We start from the raw sequence: 16,476 nt of genomic DNA on the forward strand, positions 1-16,476 counted from the left end.
CGCCAGTCATGCCTCTAGGTTCGCCAGGCGGTAGTGGCCAGGCGGGATCTCCTCAGGGCGGTCGTCATGTGACTGAATCAGCCACCCTTGGTCGATCAGTTCACGGATCTCCTGCCGCCACGTCGGCGTCTTGGCGACGCGTTCAAGCTGTTGAGGACTCGCCGGCCACGGGCTGATGTGAAGGAGGTACTCCATCAGTCTCTCCGCAGGGCTCGTGCCGCCGACGGACATGATGGTCGCTTCACTGGAAGCCACCGATTCCTCCAGTTGCGGCGCGTTAAGACGGTACGGCGCCTCAGCGCCCGCGCCGAGGGTGTCGATGTCCCAGCCGAACGCGCGAAGCTCGCGGATGCGCCGTGCCCACGCCCGGATTGCCGCTACACCCTCCAGCTCTTGGGGCGAAACCTCCTCGCCCGGATGACTGCGGAAGTAGAGGAGGAGGGCTGCCCGGGCGCCGCCGATGACTTCTTGACGCACTTCGGCAAGGGCGTCCCGCGATTCGGCGAGGCATACGCCCACTGCAGCAGCAGCGTCCAGCCAGTCAATGGGTCTCAAATTCTCGCGCTGTGTGTTCTGCTGCGTTTTCTGGACGATCGCCAGAGCATTCTTGAGCGACTGTTCGAGCTTCTCCAACTGTTCCCTGTGGAGGTGTCGAGCGCCGCCGCTGGAGGAAGGTTCCATCGAGCTTCGAATGCCTTTCATCGTCTCATCGTCAAGGGCTGACGCGGACTGGCGTTTGGCACGCTGACGCAGAGCCTCAACAAGATGAGACTCTGCCTGTCCGAAGGGAAAGCATCTAGTTGTATAGCCATGCCTTCAGGCTTAGAGCTCATCCAGACGCGGCGTCGACTCGAAGCGAGTCGCTGACGAGAGAGTAGGTGCTTCGTGGTCCGGATGTCAAGAAGCGGCAAGAATCCCTTTTTGGGCGGTGGACGTAACCGGGCGAACGGACACAAATTGCCACAAAAGCTACGTCTAGGATGTTGTGCAGCATGTTGCGTTTTAAGGTCGTATTTCTAAGCTTCGCTTGCGCTGGAGCTTTTTATGCTGGATCCTCTTCGCTAGAGTTCCGGTGACCCGGGGCTGGCGGTGCAGTTTCATGCGGATGCAATTAATGTGTGCGCATCGATGCCTGGTAGGGCGGAAGCCGAAGGTGTCAGCGCGGCCAACGACGAAGTGTGAACCGTTGTGGTTCCGCTCACGGAAAGGTGGTGATGCGATGCGGTGAAGCGTCGCGAGAGTGGGGGCGTCGCCTTGGCGCTCTACGTCGCACGGATGGCTTATCTATCCCTTTGTGTGGGCCGTTGGTCGCATCGCTTGCTGAGCGTTGCGTCGATCGGCGCTTAAGGGAGCGGTGTCGGGCATCTGTGCGGATAACGATGTGACGCTGTTGAAGTGGAGTCGGTTAACTTTATCGAGCGTCTTCCAGGGTTGCGATCTTGGGGGTCCTGGTCATGCATCATCGAGCAAGGCGATGGAAGCTGAACTCCGTCGCCATCTGATGGAGACATGGTCGCGGGCTTGGGTTGCGCTACGGGCGAGGCTCGCAGTACATGGCACTTACTTGGTGTCCATGCCTTACGCGATGCAGCGAATTGAATTGATTCGATGCACGTACGCAGGATCGTCAATGCTCAATTCTGGCGGTCCAAGGTAGCCCCCTAGGTCGAGGGTTCGGCCTTCCTTTGCCTCGAAGCCAACCGTGAATGAGGTTCCCCATGGATGACAACGTCCCCAATGGCTCTACCGGAAACGACAAGCTGCCCTTGCGGTGGGCGCTGATCCTGACCATCAGCACCGCCGTGGGCATTAGTACCGGCCTCGTCGGCGGGCTCGTCGCCGGCGTGGGCCTGGGCTTTGTGTGCGCGGGATTTCTGCACGCGGTGCTGCCCGGCGACAAGCGCTGACGTTAGCTTTGACGGTCCGCCGTGCCAGGAGTTCTCGATGGACCCGTTTGCTGGCACGGCAACCCGTGGGGTTTTGCGCTTGTCGGGGGGCAAACGCAACTCAATTCGTCAGTTCCAACTCTTCGGAGAGCGCCGGTTCGATATCAGACGTACTCCACGTCTGACTCGACGGCGCCGTCAAGAGATGCCGCCGGCCCTGAAGCTCTTACGGATCTCCACGTTGTGAGACTCTGCAACAGCTCCTCCTCGGGACGCTTCCAACCGAACGCAGCACAAAGGATGTGCATGGCCAACCGCGGGGGGACAGCATTTCCGATCTGCTGACCCACATCTCGTCCTGACCACGGATAGTCGACAGGGAAGGTTTGAAGGCGGCCCGCTTCTGCAAGAGAGAAGCGTTCCAACTCGGCGCCGTCTAGAGAGACGACACGGTTTCGGCGGATCTTGCCGGTTACCGTGGCCGAGGGTTCCCAAGAGGCGCGACGGCCACGAGCTTTAGGGTCCCCGCCGGTACCGTAGTTCGAGATCACGAGGAACGGCGACCGTCGATCAAGCACGTCTGCCATGGTCGTCCATTCCGAAAGCTCCTGGTCGCCGGCCTCGCGAGAGACGCCCTTCCGGTAGGGCCGGTGCGTAGGCTGAGGCAGGGTCACCTTTTCATCGCCCTTGCGAGCGATCAGTACTGCTCTCTTGCGGGTCTGCGGAACGCCGTATTCCTCCGTACGGAGGATGCCACAGTCCACTTCATAGCCTTCATCGTCCAAGGCCGCTGCGTAAGCCTCCCAGACCGGAAGTACTGCGGGGACCTGCTCAAGCACGATCGCCCGGTAGGCGGTGTTCTTCTCGTCGTCGATTGCTTCAAGGGCCCAGCGGAGAGGTTCTAGCACCAAGCCGGTTCGCTCGTCCTCCAGCTTCGCGAGATCCCGATCGATCTCTTCTCGGTCCTCTCGGGCGACCATACGCTTGACGAAGCGCAGTACCTCGTCGAGCGCCCTGCGGCCGGCTCCTGTGCCAGCGACAGTGAAGGTTTGACACGGTGGTCCACCCGCCAGTACATCCGCTTCAGGGAAGTCGGAAGGACCATAGCGGCGTACGTCGTCCTCCACTGTGGCAAGGCCAGCGGCGTGGCGCGTCATACAAGCTGAGGCGTCCCATTCCACACCCACCGTCGCGACACCGAGCTTCTCCGCTGCCACGTCGAGTCCGCCGGGACCGGCGAACAAGTCAACAATCTTGACAGGGTGCACATGATCTCCAGGGGTGTGTCGTTCGGGACGATGTTGCCACAGCTCCGGGATGGGTTGTCCCCGAGGGAGCAAGCTGGCCGACGCGCTACTGGGGGCCACCAACGGTATTTAGGGATCACGAACGTATCAGGAGCCACGGACGTTGCGTTGTACATGGCTGGTGTTTCGAACCGCAAGCGGGCAGTACGGGAGGCCCCTCACGTGGGAACGCTCGGCCCTCCACGGGGCAGCTTCGGTTCTCGTTGACACAAGTCGACCTGCACCTGGACGCGCTCCCCTCGGAGGTGTTACACGGAGGGCTGGTGGTAGTTCGGTTGTCCAGGACAACCGTTGGTGTCGCGCAGGGAGGGACGGGATATAGCGTTCTCCTGTGGCCTCTATGCCTTCTCCCAGTTCGGCCGGTGTGTCGGCGCGGATGAGCAAGCAGCGTCGCAGGGACACCGCGCCTGAGATCTCGGTACGGAAACTCCTGCACGCTCGTGGTCTGCGGTACCGGGTGGCGTGGCCGATTCCCGGTATGAAGCGCCGGACGGTCGATATAGCCTTCACACGAGCGAAGGTCGCAGTCTTCATAGACGGGTGTTTCTGGCACTCCTGCCCCGAGCACGCCACACGCCCTGCCGCGAACGACACATGGTGGGCCGAGAAGCTGGCGAAGAACATCGCCAGGGACGTCGCCACGAACGAGCACTTGCATCAGGCAGGATGGCGGATCGTCCGTATCTGGGAGCACGAGGATCCGTCCGAGGCAGTCGATCGGATCATCGAGGAGGTCACGCGTTCGCTTGCCGAGCCCTGAACGCGTCCTGCACTCGATGTTCGACCGCAACGGTCGACTCGTGGAACTCGTACGGGCCGCCAAAGGGCGGGACAACACCGCGAACGTGGTGGCCATGATGAAGCTGGTAGCGCCGAAGCTCATCCTCGACGCGACTGCCGCCCCCAAGAAGACGAAAGACTGACCCCGATGGCGGCGATGGTGCGGAACCCGTTATATGACGCGCGCCAGCATGCTGTTCGCACGGTCGGGGCGATCATAGACGAGTTGCGTCAGATGCTGGGCCGTACGCCCACTGAGGTGACCGAGGAGGAGGCCGCCTCGGTCAGGCGGAAGTACGGGCTCGCCTAAGTCTCATTGACCTGCGTCTTTGGGAGGCGAGACAAAGGAGCCGAGACCTCGGACAGCGTAGATGACACCTTCCCCCTGGAGGCGCTGCAGAACTTTGCGGGCCGTGCCGCGAGCGATGCCGAACTCTTGTACGATTTGGTGCTCGCTGGGGACCGGCGTATCAACCGGGTAGTCGCCCGAGGCGATCCGATCCTTGATGATGTCCGCCACCTGGACCCACTTGGGCTGATTGAGGCGCCACTCGATCATGGCCGAACGATAGGTAGCTGTGCAGAACCAAAGATACCCATGAGTAATCATAGCTCACCATGGTGAACCATGTGGATGTGACGTACGATGGCGACGGCAACAGCAAGCCGTCGATACGGCTTCTTCAGTAGAAGCGAAGGTCACGCGCATGAGTAATCCTGCTAGGGACACCTCCAAGCGAGCCACTCCCCTCCTCGATGAACGGACGAGGATCACATCCGGCTGCGACCTCGACGCACTGCGCGCCGCGTTCCCTGCCTGGTCGTTCTTCCGCAGCGATGCGGGCGTGTTCTACGCAACCCGGCGCGGCGTCCGACTCCGTAAACTCGACATCGACAAGGGCCTGCTGCAGACGGTGAGCGCGGATGACGTGGCGACGTTCGTCTCACTGCTCGAAGACCAGACCCGGATGACGGTGAGGTCGTGAGGCGTCCGCCGTCGCACTTCGACTATCACGGCCTGCACGTCGCGGCCGCGCAGGCGCAGGCCGTACGGGTGGACTGGGCCCCGAGCCAGCCGCGCGCCGATCGGCTGCGAATTCGCGAGCACACGTGTGCCTGCACGTACCCGATGTTCGAGTTGTGCACGGCAGCCGGGCTGTGGTTCGTCCGGCGCATCACCGACGAAGCTCCCGAGGCCATCGTGGAGAGTGCCTGGATGTCCGCACGCGCGGCTCGGGACCTGTGGATGCAGATCGTGACCGGTCAGGCGTGGTGACATCGATCTTCGCAGCAGAAGAAGGGCCACAGGAGATGAAGACCTTCACAGTGACCATTGCCGGCACTGAACGATTCGACGGAGAGGCGCCCTACACCTGAGTCGTGAAGGCACCCGACGTGATAACCGCCATGAACAAGGCCCTGGCCTACCACGCACTCTCACAAGAGCAGCGATTGTGCGACCTGGAAATCGATCCTTTCCACACGTTCGAGGGCCTTCCCCCTGAAAACTGCGACTACCACTGGAGCGACCTACGGACGCCCTCTGCTCCGCCGTGCCCGGCTTGGGGATCATGAACCTGCGCACCCGGCTCCTTGCGCCGATTCAGGATATGAAACGGCGACGCAGGGCTTTGAAGGCCACCCGAGCCGAGCGGGTCCGAAGAAGGAGCGCAATGAGCACCGCGCTGACGCCGCCTACGGTGACGAAGAGCCAAGGCTCGTTGGTCTCCATGACCTGAAGGAGCGCGAGGGCGATGCCGGCGGGCACGGTGACGAGGGTGAACACAACCACAGCGCTGTTGACTTGCCGGTTCTCGTCCTCGCGGCTCAGCCGGTTGAAGTCGTTGATCTCAGTGAGGATCTGCTCGAAGCGCTCGCGGAGCACGTGCTGGCGCTGGTAGGCGGTCAATAGGCGGTTCGGGGTGCCGTGCGGGGTGAGATGCTGCGCCCACAGCTGGTGGCGGAAGGAGCTGACCTCGCGCTCGAGTTCGGCCATCGTCGTCGACAGCGAGGAGTCGAGTGCGGCGGCCATGCGCTCCTCCAGGTGCGTGAGCCCCTGTTTCTGGAGCATGCCGAGCAGGACGGCGTCCAGGTAGATCGAGCGCAGGTACAGCTCCGCGTAGCCGAAGAACGGGTCGTTCTGCCCCTGGTCGGGACGGACTCCGGTGACGCCCATCCCGTCCCGCAGGACGACCGCGTGCCAATCGCTGGAGAGCCGGAGGATCTCACTGTCGGCCGGTTCGAGGTTCTTCGGGTCGGGGGGATAGTCGAGCAGGCTGCTGCGCGAAGCGAGGGACCACAGCCACTGGCAGGCGGGTGCCCAGCGCCAGTACCGAGGCTGGCGGTAAAGGCGCGGCAGACCTGACCCCGCCGAGGTGACGAAGGAGACGGTGAAGGGGCGGGCACCTGGCTCGATCTTGGCTTGGCCGCCGACGAGCTCCTGTGGGTCGAAATCGGTGAGCGGGGCGTTTCTGCGCCCGGCCAGTGCGCGCAGCAGCGCGATGGGGGCTCCCCGCATGAGCCGTACGTGGATCGCCACCAGCCCGCAGGCGTCCGGCTCGTCGGTCACGCGGAGGGCTTCCACACCGGTGACTGCGACGTCGCCGATGACGCGGTGGGACGCATCATGCCAGCGTCTGGGGTACGCCTCGTCGCCATACAGCACGCGGGCCGCCTTGGCGCTGTAGTACTCGCTGCGCGCCTCCGCGGTGGAGCGGACCTGGCCGTGTCGGAGGACCAGCGGCCCCGGCTCCCAAGCGGGCGCGGAGGGAAAGCGGGCCTCATAGACGACAATGATGATCCTTCGTGCCAGCCGGGTCACCGGTAGTAGTCCTCCACGTCCGGAAGGTCCATGCGGATGACGTAACAGGCGCGTTCAGAGTCCTCCAGGTCCACCAGGAACCGCACGCGTTCACCCGTCCGGACGGTTCTGAATCCCTCGGTCACGATGTCGGCGTACATGAAGGAGTGGTGCGTGCCCGTGTCAGCGTCACGGACGATGTAGGTGCCCTGACGCCCGCCTTGCCCACTGCCGTACGGCTTGCGGTCGACGATGTAGCCGAACCGCTGCCCACCGGTTTCGCCCGCCCCTGCGCCGCTCATCACAGCTCCTCGACGCATCGGAAACCGATCGCGTTGCTGCAGCCTCGCCGCCGTGCCAGCCCCTTGGAAGAGGACTGCAGCGCCCGGTAGGGATTGTCGTAGGAGCCACCGCAGATGACCACCTCGTTCAGGTCGTCGAGCACCGTGCCGGTGATCTCCCAGACGTTCCCTGCCATTTCCCGGATGCCGAAGGGGGAGACGTTGCCGGGGTGCGCATCGACCGGGCAGGGCATGCCCTGACTCAGCCGCCCGCGGTCGAGCTCCTCCCGCCACGCCTCGTAGGTGATCAGCGCACGGCCACTCCAGGAGTCCGCGCTGCTGACGATATCCAGGTCGATCTCGTCGCCCCAGGGGAACAGCCGGCCGTCGGCCCCTCGGGCGGCGGCCTCCCATTCCAGCGAGGTTGGCAGGCGCTTGCCTTCGAAGCGGGCGAAGGCGTAGGCGCTCCAGTAGTTGACGCAGACCGCCGGATGGTTCTCGTACGCCGGGTCCGTGAAGTACTCCTGGACCTTGAGCCGTTCCTGCCACGGCTCGTGCGAGTACTCTTCGGGCTTGTCCGGATGATCCCACTGATGTGAGCCGTGGTGGCGCACCGCTTCCAGGAAACGGTTGTAGCGGCGGACGGTGACGGGGAAACGATCGAAGCGGACAGGCCGCTCGACCCGCCGGAGCATCAGGTGGTGGCTCAGCCCGACCAGGTAGACACCGGCGGGCAGGACGCAGTCGTCAGCGGCGCTCTCCTGCCGGGACCTGCGATGGAGGAACTCGCGGACCTGCTCGGTCAAGCGTGGACTCGCTCCGAGGACCGCTTCCCGGTTGGCCGGGTCGCGGAGGAACTCCGCAGCCAGCAGCTCCTGGTAGGCACTGTGGACCAAGGCGACCGCGGACGGACCGGCGAGCCGGAACAAGGCCCGTAGCCGGAACGCCTCGTGGGTGAGCCGCCCGCCGTCGAAGAGCTCGATGCCCAGATCGTTGACGAGGTCCACGAACGTGAAGACCGTACGGCCGCGCAGGAAGGCCGACCCGAAGTACGCCGTGATCGACGGCAGAGCGGAGGCCAGCCCAGCCGCACCCGCGACGTGTGAGATGTGCTGCCCAGCCAGGTCGGCCAGATGAGGCAGGCCTCGGCTCCGATCGAGGTCAAGGTTGTCGGCCAGCCGTACCTCCAGCGGCGAGGCGGAGACGGTGACGTCGTGCAGGCGCAGCGCGGAGAAGCGTGGCACGAGCATCGGATTCACGCCCTGGGCGTGAAGCTGCTGGACCAGCTTCTCCGAGACCAGGGCCGTGCCGTCCAGCAGTCGGCGCACCTGCGGGGAGTCCTCCAGGAAGGAGACCCGGGAGGTGGTGATGACCGCCGATTCCGCCGACAGGACCTGGGCAATCTCGGTGAACAGCTCCAGGAACCCGGCTTGCGTCATCGACGGCACAGCCTCGTCGATGCCGTCCAGAGCGCAGAGCACCGACCCGGAACGGGCAAAGTAGTGGAACACCTCGAAGACGTACGCGCCCTCCACAGCCATGTATGGGGTGAGGATGCGGGTGACGAAATCGCGGAACTCCTCGTCCGGCAGCTTGAGGCTCATGTCGAAGTAGAAGCGGTACCGTCGTCGGCTCGCCGTGGCCGAGCGCGCGACCAACCGCTTGAGCAGCGTCGTCTTTCCGCTGCCCGACCGGCCGACGATGAGCAGGTTCCCGCCCGAGGCCGCCACCTCGTCCAGCAGTTGGTCAGCCGCGCCGACGCGCGAGATTTGCTGTTCGCCAGTGCGTTCGTCGGTGGTGAGCAGGTCGCCTGAGACGGTCAGCCTTCCGGTCTCCAGCAGTTGCGGGTAGGCGCCGACGATGTCAGCCAGATGACGGTCCAGGTCGACGAAGGCGTCCATGAACCGGTCGTATGTGAGCACTCGATAGTCGCCGCCCAGCGGGCTCGGCGCGTGGCTGATGCCGTTCTCCTCCAAGATCAGGAAGCGGGTGAGCTTCGGCAGCCGGGTCTGCAGCAGTTCGCCGTCGGTGGCTTCAAGGACCTGAACCACATCGTCGACGTTCCTGCTCAGCAGCAGCTCGACGTACTCGCTGCGGAGCCCACGCTCCCGGAAGAACAACTGATAAACGGTATTGCGGGACAGCTCGAACCGCTTGACCGGCTGGAAGCCGAGGGTGAGGTACAGACCCGCGAGGAATTCGGCCTTGGCCGCCACCTCCGGGGCCAGCTTGGGCACGTCCCCGCTCAGGATGCCGCTCCCGGTGCTGCTGAACCATGCCAGTACGTCCAGCAGCCGACGGACAGCGGCGAGCCCGTCCTCGTCCGCGATCTCGTACCCGTCGTGGGTGGACCTGTTCCGCAGCCGCTGGATGTCGCGGAGCGAGTCGAGGACGTTGCTGCTGCGGATGTACGGCTGCGCTCCCTTGATCAGCTCGTTCAGCGCTTTCCCGCCTGGATCACCGGGAATGTTGTGGTGCCGCCAGAGCTGTTTGAGAATCCGCTCGGTGATCTTTCCGACCAGGGCGATCGCGTTCTCGGGATAGCCGTCGCCGAGTGACTTGATCGGGCGCTCGAAGTCCAGGCCGAGATGGCGGGCGACCCGGGAATGATCGTCCAGCTCGTTCTTCAGCTGGAACAGGCGACTGTCGAGCTCGATGCTCACACGGTCTCCTTCGTCCCGAGCACGAAGGCGAACCGATCCCGGAACCGGACCTCGGGACCGGGATGCTTACGGTGGATCTCGGAGATCCCGGCCTCGATCTCGGCGCCGTCGAAGCTGGACAGCAGCGACATGTACCGGTCGCGGACCATTTGTGCGTAGCGTTCGACGGTGAACGCGAGTGGGAACTCGTCGTAGGTCAACTCGGTGCGCAGAGCGCTGCGGGCCATCGCGGCGGCGATGTCTTCCGGGTCGGGCTGCCGTTCCCTGAAGAGTTTCAGGGCCGCTTCGAACAGCGGGTAGTCGATGGTCGTGGGCAGCATGACGACGAGGATCCGTCCGCCCGGCCGTAGGAGGCGAGTCAGCCCGGCAAGGATGCGCGGCGGATCAGCCACGTGATGGAGCACCTCTTTGAGAAGGATGGCGTCGTAACCGTCATGCGGCGGTGCGCCGCGGCCTTCGGCGAGCTCTTCGACTCCCGCGTGCAGTGTGATCAGCCGCTCCCCCGCGGGAAGCTGCGCCAGCATCGCGGAGGAAAGGTCCGCGCAGACCACTGTGTTCGCCCGCTCAGCCAGACCGCGGGCGTAGAGGCCGGTCCCACATCCGAGATCCATCACCAGATCTCCCGGCTCGGGCTGCAAGCGGTCGAGAATGGCGCCGGTCATCCACTGAATGAACTCCGGGCTGTAGGCCCAGTTCTCGTCGTACTTGTCCGCCAGGCGCTTGTAGTGAGCCCGCGTGACATCGCTCCCCACGAGATGTTCCCTCCAAGCCGAGGCACCAGGGCAAGCCTCAGCATCCGACGGGCGGCAACGCCAGTCAACCGAAGGGTCAACCCTTATATGGGGTTTCGATCAGTGATGTCTGAGATCTTCCGTGTACTGTGGCCGCTCTCTCCTACGGCGAGTACTGCAAGTTTCAAATCCGTTCGCGGACACTCTTCTCGACCAGGCTTTTCGTACGCTGAACTGCAATTTTTCGGCCGCAGGTCCATTACTCCCAGGCCCCTTGCAGACCGCTAACGGCACCCTATGCAGCCCTAGGACCGCGATCCGGGGAGTATGGCTGGGATGATCTTGAAGGTGTTTCCCAGGCCATTGCTGCCATGGTGCCTTGCAGCGCCCCACATGAGGAATGTTGTCGCGGGCTGACGTCGCACCGTCTAACACTTCAGACCAATCCCAGCGATTCGGTTGCTGCGATAGGTGGAGCGACGTCCAATGGCCTCATATCTTGGCCTCAACCTCGATTCAAGCCTCTCTGAGATGCTGGCTTGATAACAGAGAGAAGTAACGAAAGATCTTGTGAGCGGCTCGTCCGCCACCGAGAGGTGGCAATGGCCGCTCTTGGCGACCCGCCTGCCCATCTGGCCTCTAGTAAGTGCGACAGAAGAAAGCGGACTCCGCCCACAATCTCCTCAAGAGCTGGGGGCGTTCTGGCACTTCAACTTAGTTAGTCGCTTGCGCCTAGCTCTCGGATGCCGTTGCGTCGCTGGGCTGGCTGACGAAAGTTCCCTTGCCGAGGACCGAATAGAGTGTGCCGTCCGCGAGCAGGGCGTTCAGCGCCCGTCGGGCTGTCCCTTTGGACACGCCCAACTCCACTGCCAACCGCGGCTCACCAGGGACTGGCATGCCGGGTCGGTACTCCCCTTCTGTGATCCTGCGCCGGATCTCATTTGCTACGGCTTGCCAGCGCAGCTCATCAGGCTTGAAGTCCATGTAGGTAACGATAGGAACCCATAGGTGCCCTTTCATTCCCCGGGGTACCTAGGGGTACCCCTAGGTAGCACTAGGAAGGCAGGCGTAGCATTCGAGAAAGCAACGGGCCCGTCCAGCGATGCAAGCGCCGGGACGGGCCCTTGATCGGACACGGGAGGTCCGACCCATGGGCAACTCAATCACAGACGTTCGATTCACGCCGCTGCTGACCGCGGAGGTCCAGGCCGTACTGGAGAGACACGGCTATCGGGTGCCCTCCGAGGGCGATCACGTCCACGAGCTCGTCATGGCTCGCGTCGACATCGCGCTCAAGAACCTCGTCGAGGTCTTCGAAGGGAGGACCTGGTGACCTGGCGAGACGAGATCCCCGACTTCCACGGCCCGCACGTCGAGCCGCCCAAGCCGGGCCACCTCACCCTCCCCTGGTACGAACCGGCCAACCGGGCACAGCGCATCCGCGTGGTCTCGCACACGTGCGAGTGCAAGGTGACGACGTACGAACTGTGCACCGCCGCCGGCCAGGGCTTCGTCCGCCGTACCGACCGGGAGAAGGGCACCGTCCGTGAGACCGCCTGGACGTTGATCGCGACCGCGAGGCACACCTTCGATCAGATCCTCCAGGGCGAGGCGCGATGAGAAGGGAAATGAAGACCTTCACCGTCACCATCGCCGGCACGGAGCGATTCGACGGCGAGGCACCTTACACCTGGGCCGTGGAGGCGCCTGACGTGACGAGCGCCATGAACAAGGCCCTGGCCTACCACGCGCTTTCGCAAGAGCAGCGATTGTGCGACCTGGAAATCGATCCTCTTCACACGTTCGAGGGGCTTCCCCCTGAGGACTGCGGATATCACTGGAACGACCTGCGCCCTGCTGCCCTAGACGCAGAAAGCGCTGATGGATGAGGTCGAGTGCTGCAGCCAAGGCCTCGAGAACGGATGCCCGGGCGCGCCTCGCGGGAGCTACGCGCCTAGCGAAGAGTTATGGGGGCGCCGAGCGCATCACGATCTCGCCCTGACGCCGCCAACCGCGACGTCGCCTACGTCGCGGCGGCCCGGACGCCGAGGATGACGAGCGCCACCGCCGCTACCCTGCCAACCGCACGCTTGAAGCGGGCCTTGCGCATGAAGTTCGCCCCTTGGTGGATGAGGGTCGTCCAGGTCAGCAGCCACACCGCCATCAGCAGGGCATGGGCGGTGGCCAGGGTGAGGATCTGCCCGCCGAGGGGACGGCCGGCCTGGATGAACTGCGGGACCAAGGTCAGGTAGATGGAGGCGGCCTTCGGGTTGAGTACGTTCGCGAGCAGGGCTTGGGTGTAAACGGAGCCGGTCCGTTTCGGCTGTTCCGTGAGCGTGGGAGGTGGGGTCAGGGCGGTGGAGCGCCAGGTCCACAGGCCCAGGCCGACGAGGTAGGCCGCGCCGAGGAGTTTGACAATGGCAAAGGCCTGGCTGGAGTGCATGACGAGCGCCGACAGGCCGGCGATGGCCAGGGTCGCGTGCGTGTACAAGCCGCTGACCGTACCGAGGATGACGGGGAGAGCTTGGCGGCGACCGCCGGTCGTGACGTGCTGGATCAGCAAGGTCAGGCTGGCGCCCGGAGTGGCGATGATGGGCAGGATCGCCAGAAGGAACGCGGCGACCGCGTACGGGTGGATCATGCCGGGAGCACGACGCGGTAGTGAGTGGTGAGGCGGAGGTCGTCGTCCAGGATGTGGAAGGCGAGTCCGGGCGGTTGCTCGCGGTCGGCGGGCTGGTCGCCCTCCCACGGCAGGCGCAGGGTCCAGGTGACAGCCGGTGCGACGATCAGGGGGCGGCCTGCGAAGGTGGAGGCGGCCGCGGTGTGTGCGTGGCCGGTGAGCACGGCGACGACTTGGGGGTGGGCGTGGAGCAGCGCGGCCAAGGCGTCAGGCCCTTGTAGCCGCTCTGAGTCGGGCAACGGGTGGTGGAGTTCGACGGGCGGCTGGTGGAAGGCGATCAGCGCGGGCGTGTCCGGGGTGAGCCCGTCGAGGGTGGTGTGCATCCAGGCGAGGGTTTCGGAGTCCAGGCGGCCCTCGTCGTGGCCGGGGATGGTGGAGTCGCACATCAGGATGGCGGTGCCGGCGATGTGGTGCACCTGGTTGATGGGGCCGGGACCGGGTGGCTGCCGCAGCAGCGCCTTGCGGTAAGCGGGGCGGACGTCGTGATTGCCGGGGCAAGTGAGCACCGGGAAGGGGGCGGCCAGGATCTCGGCGGCCTGCTCGTACTCGGCCTCCTCACCGTGATCGGCGATGTCACCGGTGACCAACAGGGCGTCGACCGGGCTGGGCAGGGCCCTCAGATAGTCCATGACCCGGGTGGCGCGCCGGGTCGCTCTGTCAGTGCCGTCGAGGTGTAGGTCGCTGATCTGGGCCAGCAGCAACGTCACGTGCGTCTCCCGCCAGGTGTCTAATGGTTAAATAAGATTTAGCGTTAGGACCTTAAGGTATGGAGGGGACGTAGGCAACCGGGAGGTTCGAGTGGAGCGCTGGCCGGCCCTGGAACTGGCGAGCACGATCCGTCACGACGGCAACGGCGGTGTCGCCGACGACCTGGCAACATTGCAGAGCGCGACCCGCTGGATCCACCAGCAGGCAGAGTTGCTGGCCGGCCACGTCGACCTTGCAGGGCTCACGATGGGCGAGGAACTCAGGAGCGAGATCGTCGAGTTGCGTCGGGCCGTGCGGGCGCTGTTCGCACAGGCGGTCAGCCCGGCGCCGCCCAGCCGGGCCGACGCCCATCGGCTGATGCCCGCCAAGCAGGCGCTGACGCACCTCAACGCGGCGGCTGCCGGTGAGGCAATCGTCCCGCAACTTGACTGGCCTGAGGGCGGGACACCTCGTACGGGAGTGTTGTCGGCCGAGCGCGACGCTAACGTCCGGCTGATCGCCGGCTTGGCACGGGCCGCCATCGATTTTCTGAGCAGTCCGCAGCGTGAGCAGTTGCGGGCCTGTAACGCGCCGCGCTGCGTACGCTACTTCGTCAAGAGCCACGGGCGGCAGGAGTGGTGCAAGCCGTCATGCGGCAACCGCGCCCGGGCGGCACGCCACTACCAGCGTCACAACGCCACGGCCGCCCGAGACCTGCCCGGGTCCTGACCGCCTCGGAACCTCGCCGTAAATCGATCAGCCGTTCCTGAGTGATGTGACACGGCCGCGAAAGTCTGGACCACGCTGCTTACGGCCGAAGCTGACGGGGTAGTGTCAGCGGCGCCGAGCAGGTCGGGGACGGCCGCGCCTCTCAACCACTCGCCTGTCCCTATCCTTCGGCGGGGATGTCCAGGGCTGTGCCGTACAGGCGCGAGACGTGCAGTCTGATCACCACGCGGCGCTCGTCGACCAGTTGCCGGAGGAAGGCGGCCTCGTCAGCCGGGTCCTCGAAGCCTGGCGTGAGTGACAGCAGCTCCTTGCCGACCGCGTCTCCCGGCTCGGTGGTCACTTCGGACACCTCCGCGTCGCCCTCGGCGACGGCGAACGACCAGACGTTCGGCCCGTTCACGTGCAGCGACAGGCGGGGGTTGGTGCGGACGTGGCGAGCCTTGAGGCGGCCGTCCGTGGTGGAGACCCGGATGATCTGCTCGACGGGGTTCCAGTTGTACATGACGGTGGACAGGTGGGGGTGGCCGCTGCGCTTGACGGTGGCCAGGACGCCGAACTGCCGGCCGGCGAGCAGGCTGCTGAGTTCCGCGTCGGTGAGGATGCGGGGTTCGGCGGGGCCGGAGTTCGTCTCGTTGTCGCTCATGTGAATCGAATCCTGTCTGTGCTGGTGGGGACGGTTGGTCAGGCTACGGGGATGGGCTGGGCCGCCTGCTGCGGGGCAGCGGTGTCTTGCCTGGGCTGACGCAGGACGAGGAGCGCGGCGGTGAAGGCGGCCACGAGCAGGGCCGCGGCGATGGCGAAGGCCACGTGGTAGCCGCCGGTCAGCGCGGCCGGCTGGCTCTGACCGGCGGCCAGCAGCTGATCGGTGCGGGTGGCGGCCAGCGTGGAGAGTACGGCGACGCCGAAGGCCATGCCGATCTGCTGGGTGGTGTTGAACAGTCCGGAGGCCAGGCCCGCGTCGTCGACCTTGGCGCCGGACATGCCGAGCGCGGTCAGCGCGGGCAGCACCAGGCCGCCACCTGCGATGAGTAGCATCACCGGGAGCAGGTCGGTGAGGTAGTCGGCCCGCACCGGGATGCGTGCCAGCCAACCCATCGCGCCGAGCAGCAGCACCAGGCCTGCCAGCAGGACGGCGCGCTCCCCGAAGCGGGTGTTGAGCCGGGCCGAGACGAACAGGGACACCCCGCCGATGGCCAGTGCCGCGGGCAGCATCGCCAGGCCGGTCTCCAGCGCACCGTAGCCGAGGACCTTCTGCATGTAGAGCGCGACGAGGATCTGGAAGGCGAACATGGCCGACAGGGTGAGGATCTGCACCAGGTTGGCACCTGACACGTTGCGGGAGCGGAAGATCCGCAGCGGCATCAGCGGCGCCTTGGCGCTCGCCTGACGCCAGACGAACGCGGCCAGCAGGGCAAGCGACACTCCGCCGAGGCCGAGGGTGTGGGCCGCGAGCCAGCGCGATCGAGGGGGGTTATCAGACATGGGACTTCTCCTGCTCCATAGAGTGACAGGAGAGACCATAACAGATAGTTTTGTTATAGACGATCCGTTGTGGACCTATTTAGGCTCGCTGCCGGGCGCGCCGTATCACTTGCGGCGCCTCGACGGGGGTCGCAAGATGTCCTGTGGCGACCAGGCGATTCATCGCCCGCAGGAGCGCCTCGCGTGATTCGACGGCGAGGCACCCTATACCTGGGTCGTGGAGGCGCCTGACGTGATGACCGCCATGAACAAGGCCCTGGCCTGCCACGCGCTTTCGCAAGAGTAGCGATTGTGCGACCTGGAAATCGATCCTCTTCACACGTTCGAGGGGCTTCCCCCTGAGGACTGCGGATATCACTGGAACGACCTGCGCCCTGCTGCCCTAGACGCAGACAGCGCTGATGGATGAGGTCGCGTGCTGAAACACGCCTTCACCCCGGCATGCTGAAG

At 64.9% G+C, this 16,476-nt stretch carries 21 protein-coding genes; 9 read left to right on the plus strand and 12 right to left on the minus strand.

Annotated features, from left to right (window positions below; all coding sequences use genetic code 11):
- Positions 1-6: 6 nt before the first annotated feature.
- Complete coding sequence (locus tag Q9G87_RS28050; RefSeq protein WP_305919476.1) at positions 7-702, minus strand: hypothetical protein; 696 nt, start codon at positions 700-702, stop codon at positions 7-9.
- Positions 703-1,718: 1,016 nt separating this feature from the next.
- On the opposite strand from Q9G87_RS28050, the gene Q9G87_RS28055 reads away from it, so the two are divergent.
- Positions 1,719-1,907, plus strand: a complete 189-nt coding sequence (locus tag Q9G87_RS28055; protein WP_305919477.1) for a hypothetical protein — start codon at positions 1,719-1,721, stop codon at positions 1,905-1,907.
- 143 nt (positions 1,908-2,050) lie between these two features.
- Here Q9G87_RS28055 and Q9G87_RS28060 read toward each other — a convergent pair whose 3' ends face one another.
- Positions 2,051-3,154, minus strand: a complete 1,104-nt coding sequence (locus tag Q9G87_RS28060; protein WP_305919478.1) for a DNA cytosine methyltransferase — start codon at positions 3,152-3,154, stop codon at positions 2,051-2,053.
- 379 nt (positions 3,155-3,533) lie between these two features.
- On the opposite strand from Q9G87_RS28060, the gene Q9G87_RS28065 reads away from it, so the two are divergent.
- Positions 3,534-3,953: a very short patch repair endonuclease gene (locus Q9G87_RS28065; RefSeq protein ID WP_305919479.1), complete on the plus strand. Its 420-nt coding sequence runs from the start codon at positions 3,534-3,536 to the stop codon at positions 3,951-3,953.
- Complete coding sequence (locus Q9G87_RS28070) at positions 3,940-4,116, plus strand: hypothetical protein (RefSeq protein ID WP_305919480.1); 177 nt, start codon at positions 3,940-3,942, stop codon at positions 4,114-4,116. Before Q9G87_RS28065 ends, Q9G87_RS28070 begins: the two co-directional genes overlap by 14 nt.
- 170 nt (positions 4,117-4,286) lie before the next feature.
- On the opposite strand, the gene Q9G87_RS28075 is transcribed toward Q9G87_RS28070, so the two are convergent.
- Positions 4,287-4,532 carry a GntR family transcriptional regulator gene (locus tag Q9G87_RS28075; protein ID WP_305919481.1) on the minus strand — a complete coding sequence of 82 codons (246 nt, stop codon included), beginning with the start codon at positions 4,530-4,532 and terminating at the stop codon, positions 4,287-4,289.
- Between the two features lie 148 nt (positions 4,533-4,680).
- On the opposite strand from Q9G87_RS28075, the gene Q9G87_RS28080 reads away from it, so the two are divergent.
- Both Q9G87_RS28080 and Q9G87_RS28085 read left to right on the plus strand, forming a co-directional pair.
- A complete protein-coding gene (locus Q9G87_RS28080) occupies positions 4,681-4,959 on the plus strand; it encodes a hypothetical protein (RefSeq protein WP_305919482.1) in 279 nt (92 codons plus the stop codon).
- Positions 4,956-5,249: a hypothetical protein gene (locus tag Q9G87_RS28085; RefSeq protein ID WP_305919483.1), complete on the plus strand. Its 294-nt coding sequence runs from the start codon at positions 4,956-4,958 to the stop codon at positions 5,247-5,249. The genes Q9G87_RS28080 and Q9G87_RS28085 overlap by 4 nt, the downstream gene beginning before the upstream one ends.
- 327 nt (positions 5,250-5,576) lie before the next feature.
- On the opposite strand, the gene Q9G87_RS28090 is transcribed toward Q9G87_RS28085, so the two are convergent.
- From Q9G87_RS28090 to Q9G87_RS28110, 5 genes are all read right to left on the minus strand, one after another.
- The gene (locus tag Q9G87_RS28090) at positions 5,577-6,794 is read right to left on the minus strand and encodes a hypothetical protein (protein WP_305919484.1); all 1,218 of its coding nucleotides are present in this window, start codon (positions 6,792-6,794) and stop codon (positions 5,577-5,579) included.
- Complete coding sequence (locus Q9G87_RS28095) at positions 6,791-7,075, minus strand: hypothetical protein (RefSeq protein ID WP_305919485.1); 285 nt, start codon at positions 7,073-7,075, stop codon at positions 6,791-6,793. The genes Q9G87_RS28090 and Q9G87_RS28095 overlap by 4 nt, the downstream gene beginning before the upstream one ends.
- Positions 7,075-9,717 (minus strand): SUMF1/EgtB/PvdO family nonheme iron enzyme, encoded by a 2,643-nt coding sequence (locus Q9G87_RS28100; protein WP_305919486.1) that lies wholly within the window; start codon positions 9,715-9,717, stop codon positions 7,075-7,077. The genes Q9G87_RS28095 and Q9G87_RS28100 overlap by 1 nt, the downstream gene beginning before the upstream one ends.
- A complete protein-coding gene (locus Q9G87_RS28105) occupies positions 9,714-10,469 on the minus strand; it encodes a class I SAM-dependent methyltransferase (RefSeq protein WP_305919487.1) in 756 nt (251 codons plus the stop codon). The genes Q9G87_RS28100 and Q9G87_RS28105 overlap by 4 nt, the downstream gene beginning before the upstream one ends.
- Positions 10,470-11,180: 711 nt before the next feature.
- Positions 11,181-11,432, minus strand: a complete 252-nt coding sequence (locus Q9G87_RS28110; RefSeq protein ID WP_305919488.1) for a GntR family transcriptional regulator — start codon at positions 11,430-11,432, stop codon at positions 11,181-11,183.
- Positions 11,433-11,598: 166 nt separating this feature from the next.
- On the opposite strand from Q9G87_RS28110, the gene Q9G87_RS28115 reads away from it, so the two are divergent.
- From Q9G87_RS28115 to Q9G87_RS28125, 3 genes are read left to right on the plus strand one after another with little or no spacing between them, the layout of a single operon-like run.
- Positions 11,599-11,781, plus strand: a complete 183-nt coding sequence (locus Q9G87_RS28115; protein ID WP_305919489.1) for a hypothetical protein — start codon at positions 11,599-11,601, stop codon at positions 11,779-11,781.
- The gene (locus tag Q9G87_RS28120) at positions 11,778-12,068 is read left to right on the plus strand and encodes a hypothetical protein (protein ID WP_305919490.1); all 291 of its coding nucleotides are present in this window, start codon (positions 11,778-11,780) and stop codon (positions 12,066-12,068) included. Before Q9G87_RS28115 ends, Q9G87_RS28120 begins: the two co-directional genes overlap by 4 nt.
- A gap of 8 nt (positions 12,069-12,076) precedes the next feature.
- Positions 12,077-12,337 (plus strand): hypothetical protein, encoded by a 261-nt coding sequence (locus Q9G87_RS28125; protein WP_305919491.1) that lies wholly within the window; start codon positions 12,077-12,079, stop codon positions 12,335-12,337.
- Between the two features lie 134 nt (positions 12,338-12,471).
- On the opposite strand, the gene Q9G87_RS28130 is transcribed toward Q9G87_RS28125, so the two are convergent.
- Positions 12,472-13,089, minus strand: a complete 618-nt coding sequence (locus tag Q9G87_RS28130) for a LysE family translocator (RefSeq protein WP_305919492.1) — start codon at positions 13,087-13,089, stop codon at positions 12,472-12,474.
- A complete protein-coding gene (locus Q9G87_RS28135) occupies positions 13,086-13,835 on the minus strand; it encodes a metallophosphoesterase (RefSeq protein WP_305919493.1) in 750 nt (249 codons plus the stop codon). Before Q9G87_RS28135 ends, Q9G87_RS28130 begins: the two co-directional genes overlap by 4 nt.
- A 91-nt stretch (positions 13,836-13,926) precedes the next feature.
- On the opposite strand from Q9G87_RS28135, the gene Q9G87_RS28140 reads away from it, so the two are divergent.
- The gene (locus Q9G87_RS28140; protein WP_305919494.1) at positions 13,927-14,544 is read left to right on the plus strand and encodes a CGNR zinc finger domain-containing protein; all 618 of its coding nucleotides are present in this window, start codon (positions 13,927-13,929) and stop codon (positions 14,542-14,544) included.
- Between the two features lie 160 nt (positions 14,545-14,704).
- On the opposite strand, the gene Q9G87_RS28145 is transcribed toward Q9G87_RS28140, so the two are convergent.
- Together Q9G87_RS28145 and Q9G87_RS28150 are read right to left on the minus strand one after the other, a co-directional pair.
- Positions 14,705-15,187: a PPOX class F420-dependent oxidoreductase gene (locus Q9G87_RS28145; protein WP_305919495.1), complete on the minus strand. Its 483-nt coding sequence runs from the start codon at positions 15,185-15,187 to the stop codon at positions 14,705-14,707.
- A gap of 38 nt (positions 15,188-15,225) precedes the next feature.
- A complete protein-coding gene (locus Q9G87_RS28150; protein WP_371825836.1) occupies positions 15,226-16,065 on the minus strand; it encodes an MFS transporter in 840 nt (279 codons plus the stop codon).
- Between the last annotated feature and the right edge of the window lie 411 nt (positions 16,066-16,476).

Source organism: Nonomuraea turcica (assembly GCF_030718205.1).
Taxonomy (GTDB): Bacteria; Actinomycetota; Actinomycetes; order Streptosporangiales; family Streptosporangiaceae; genus Nonomuraea.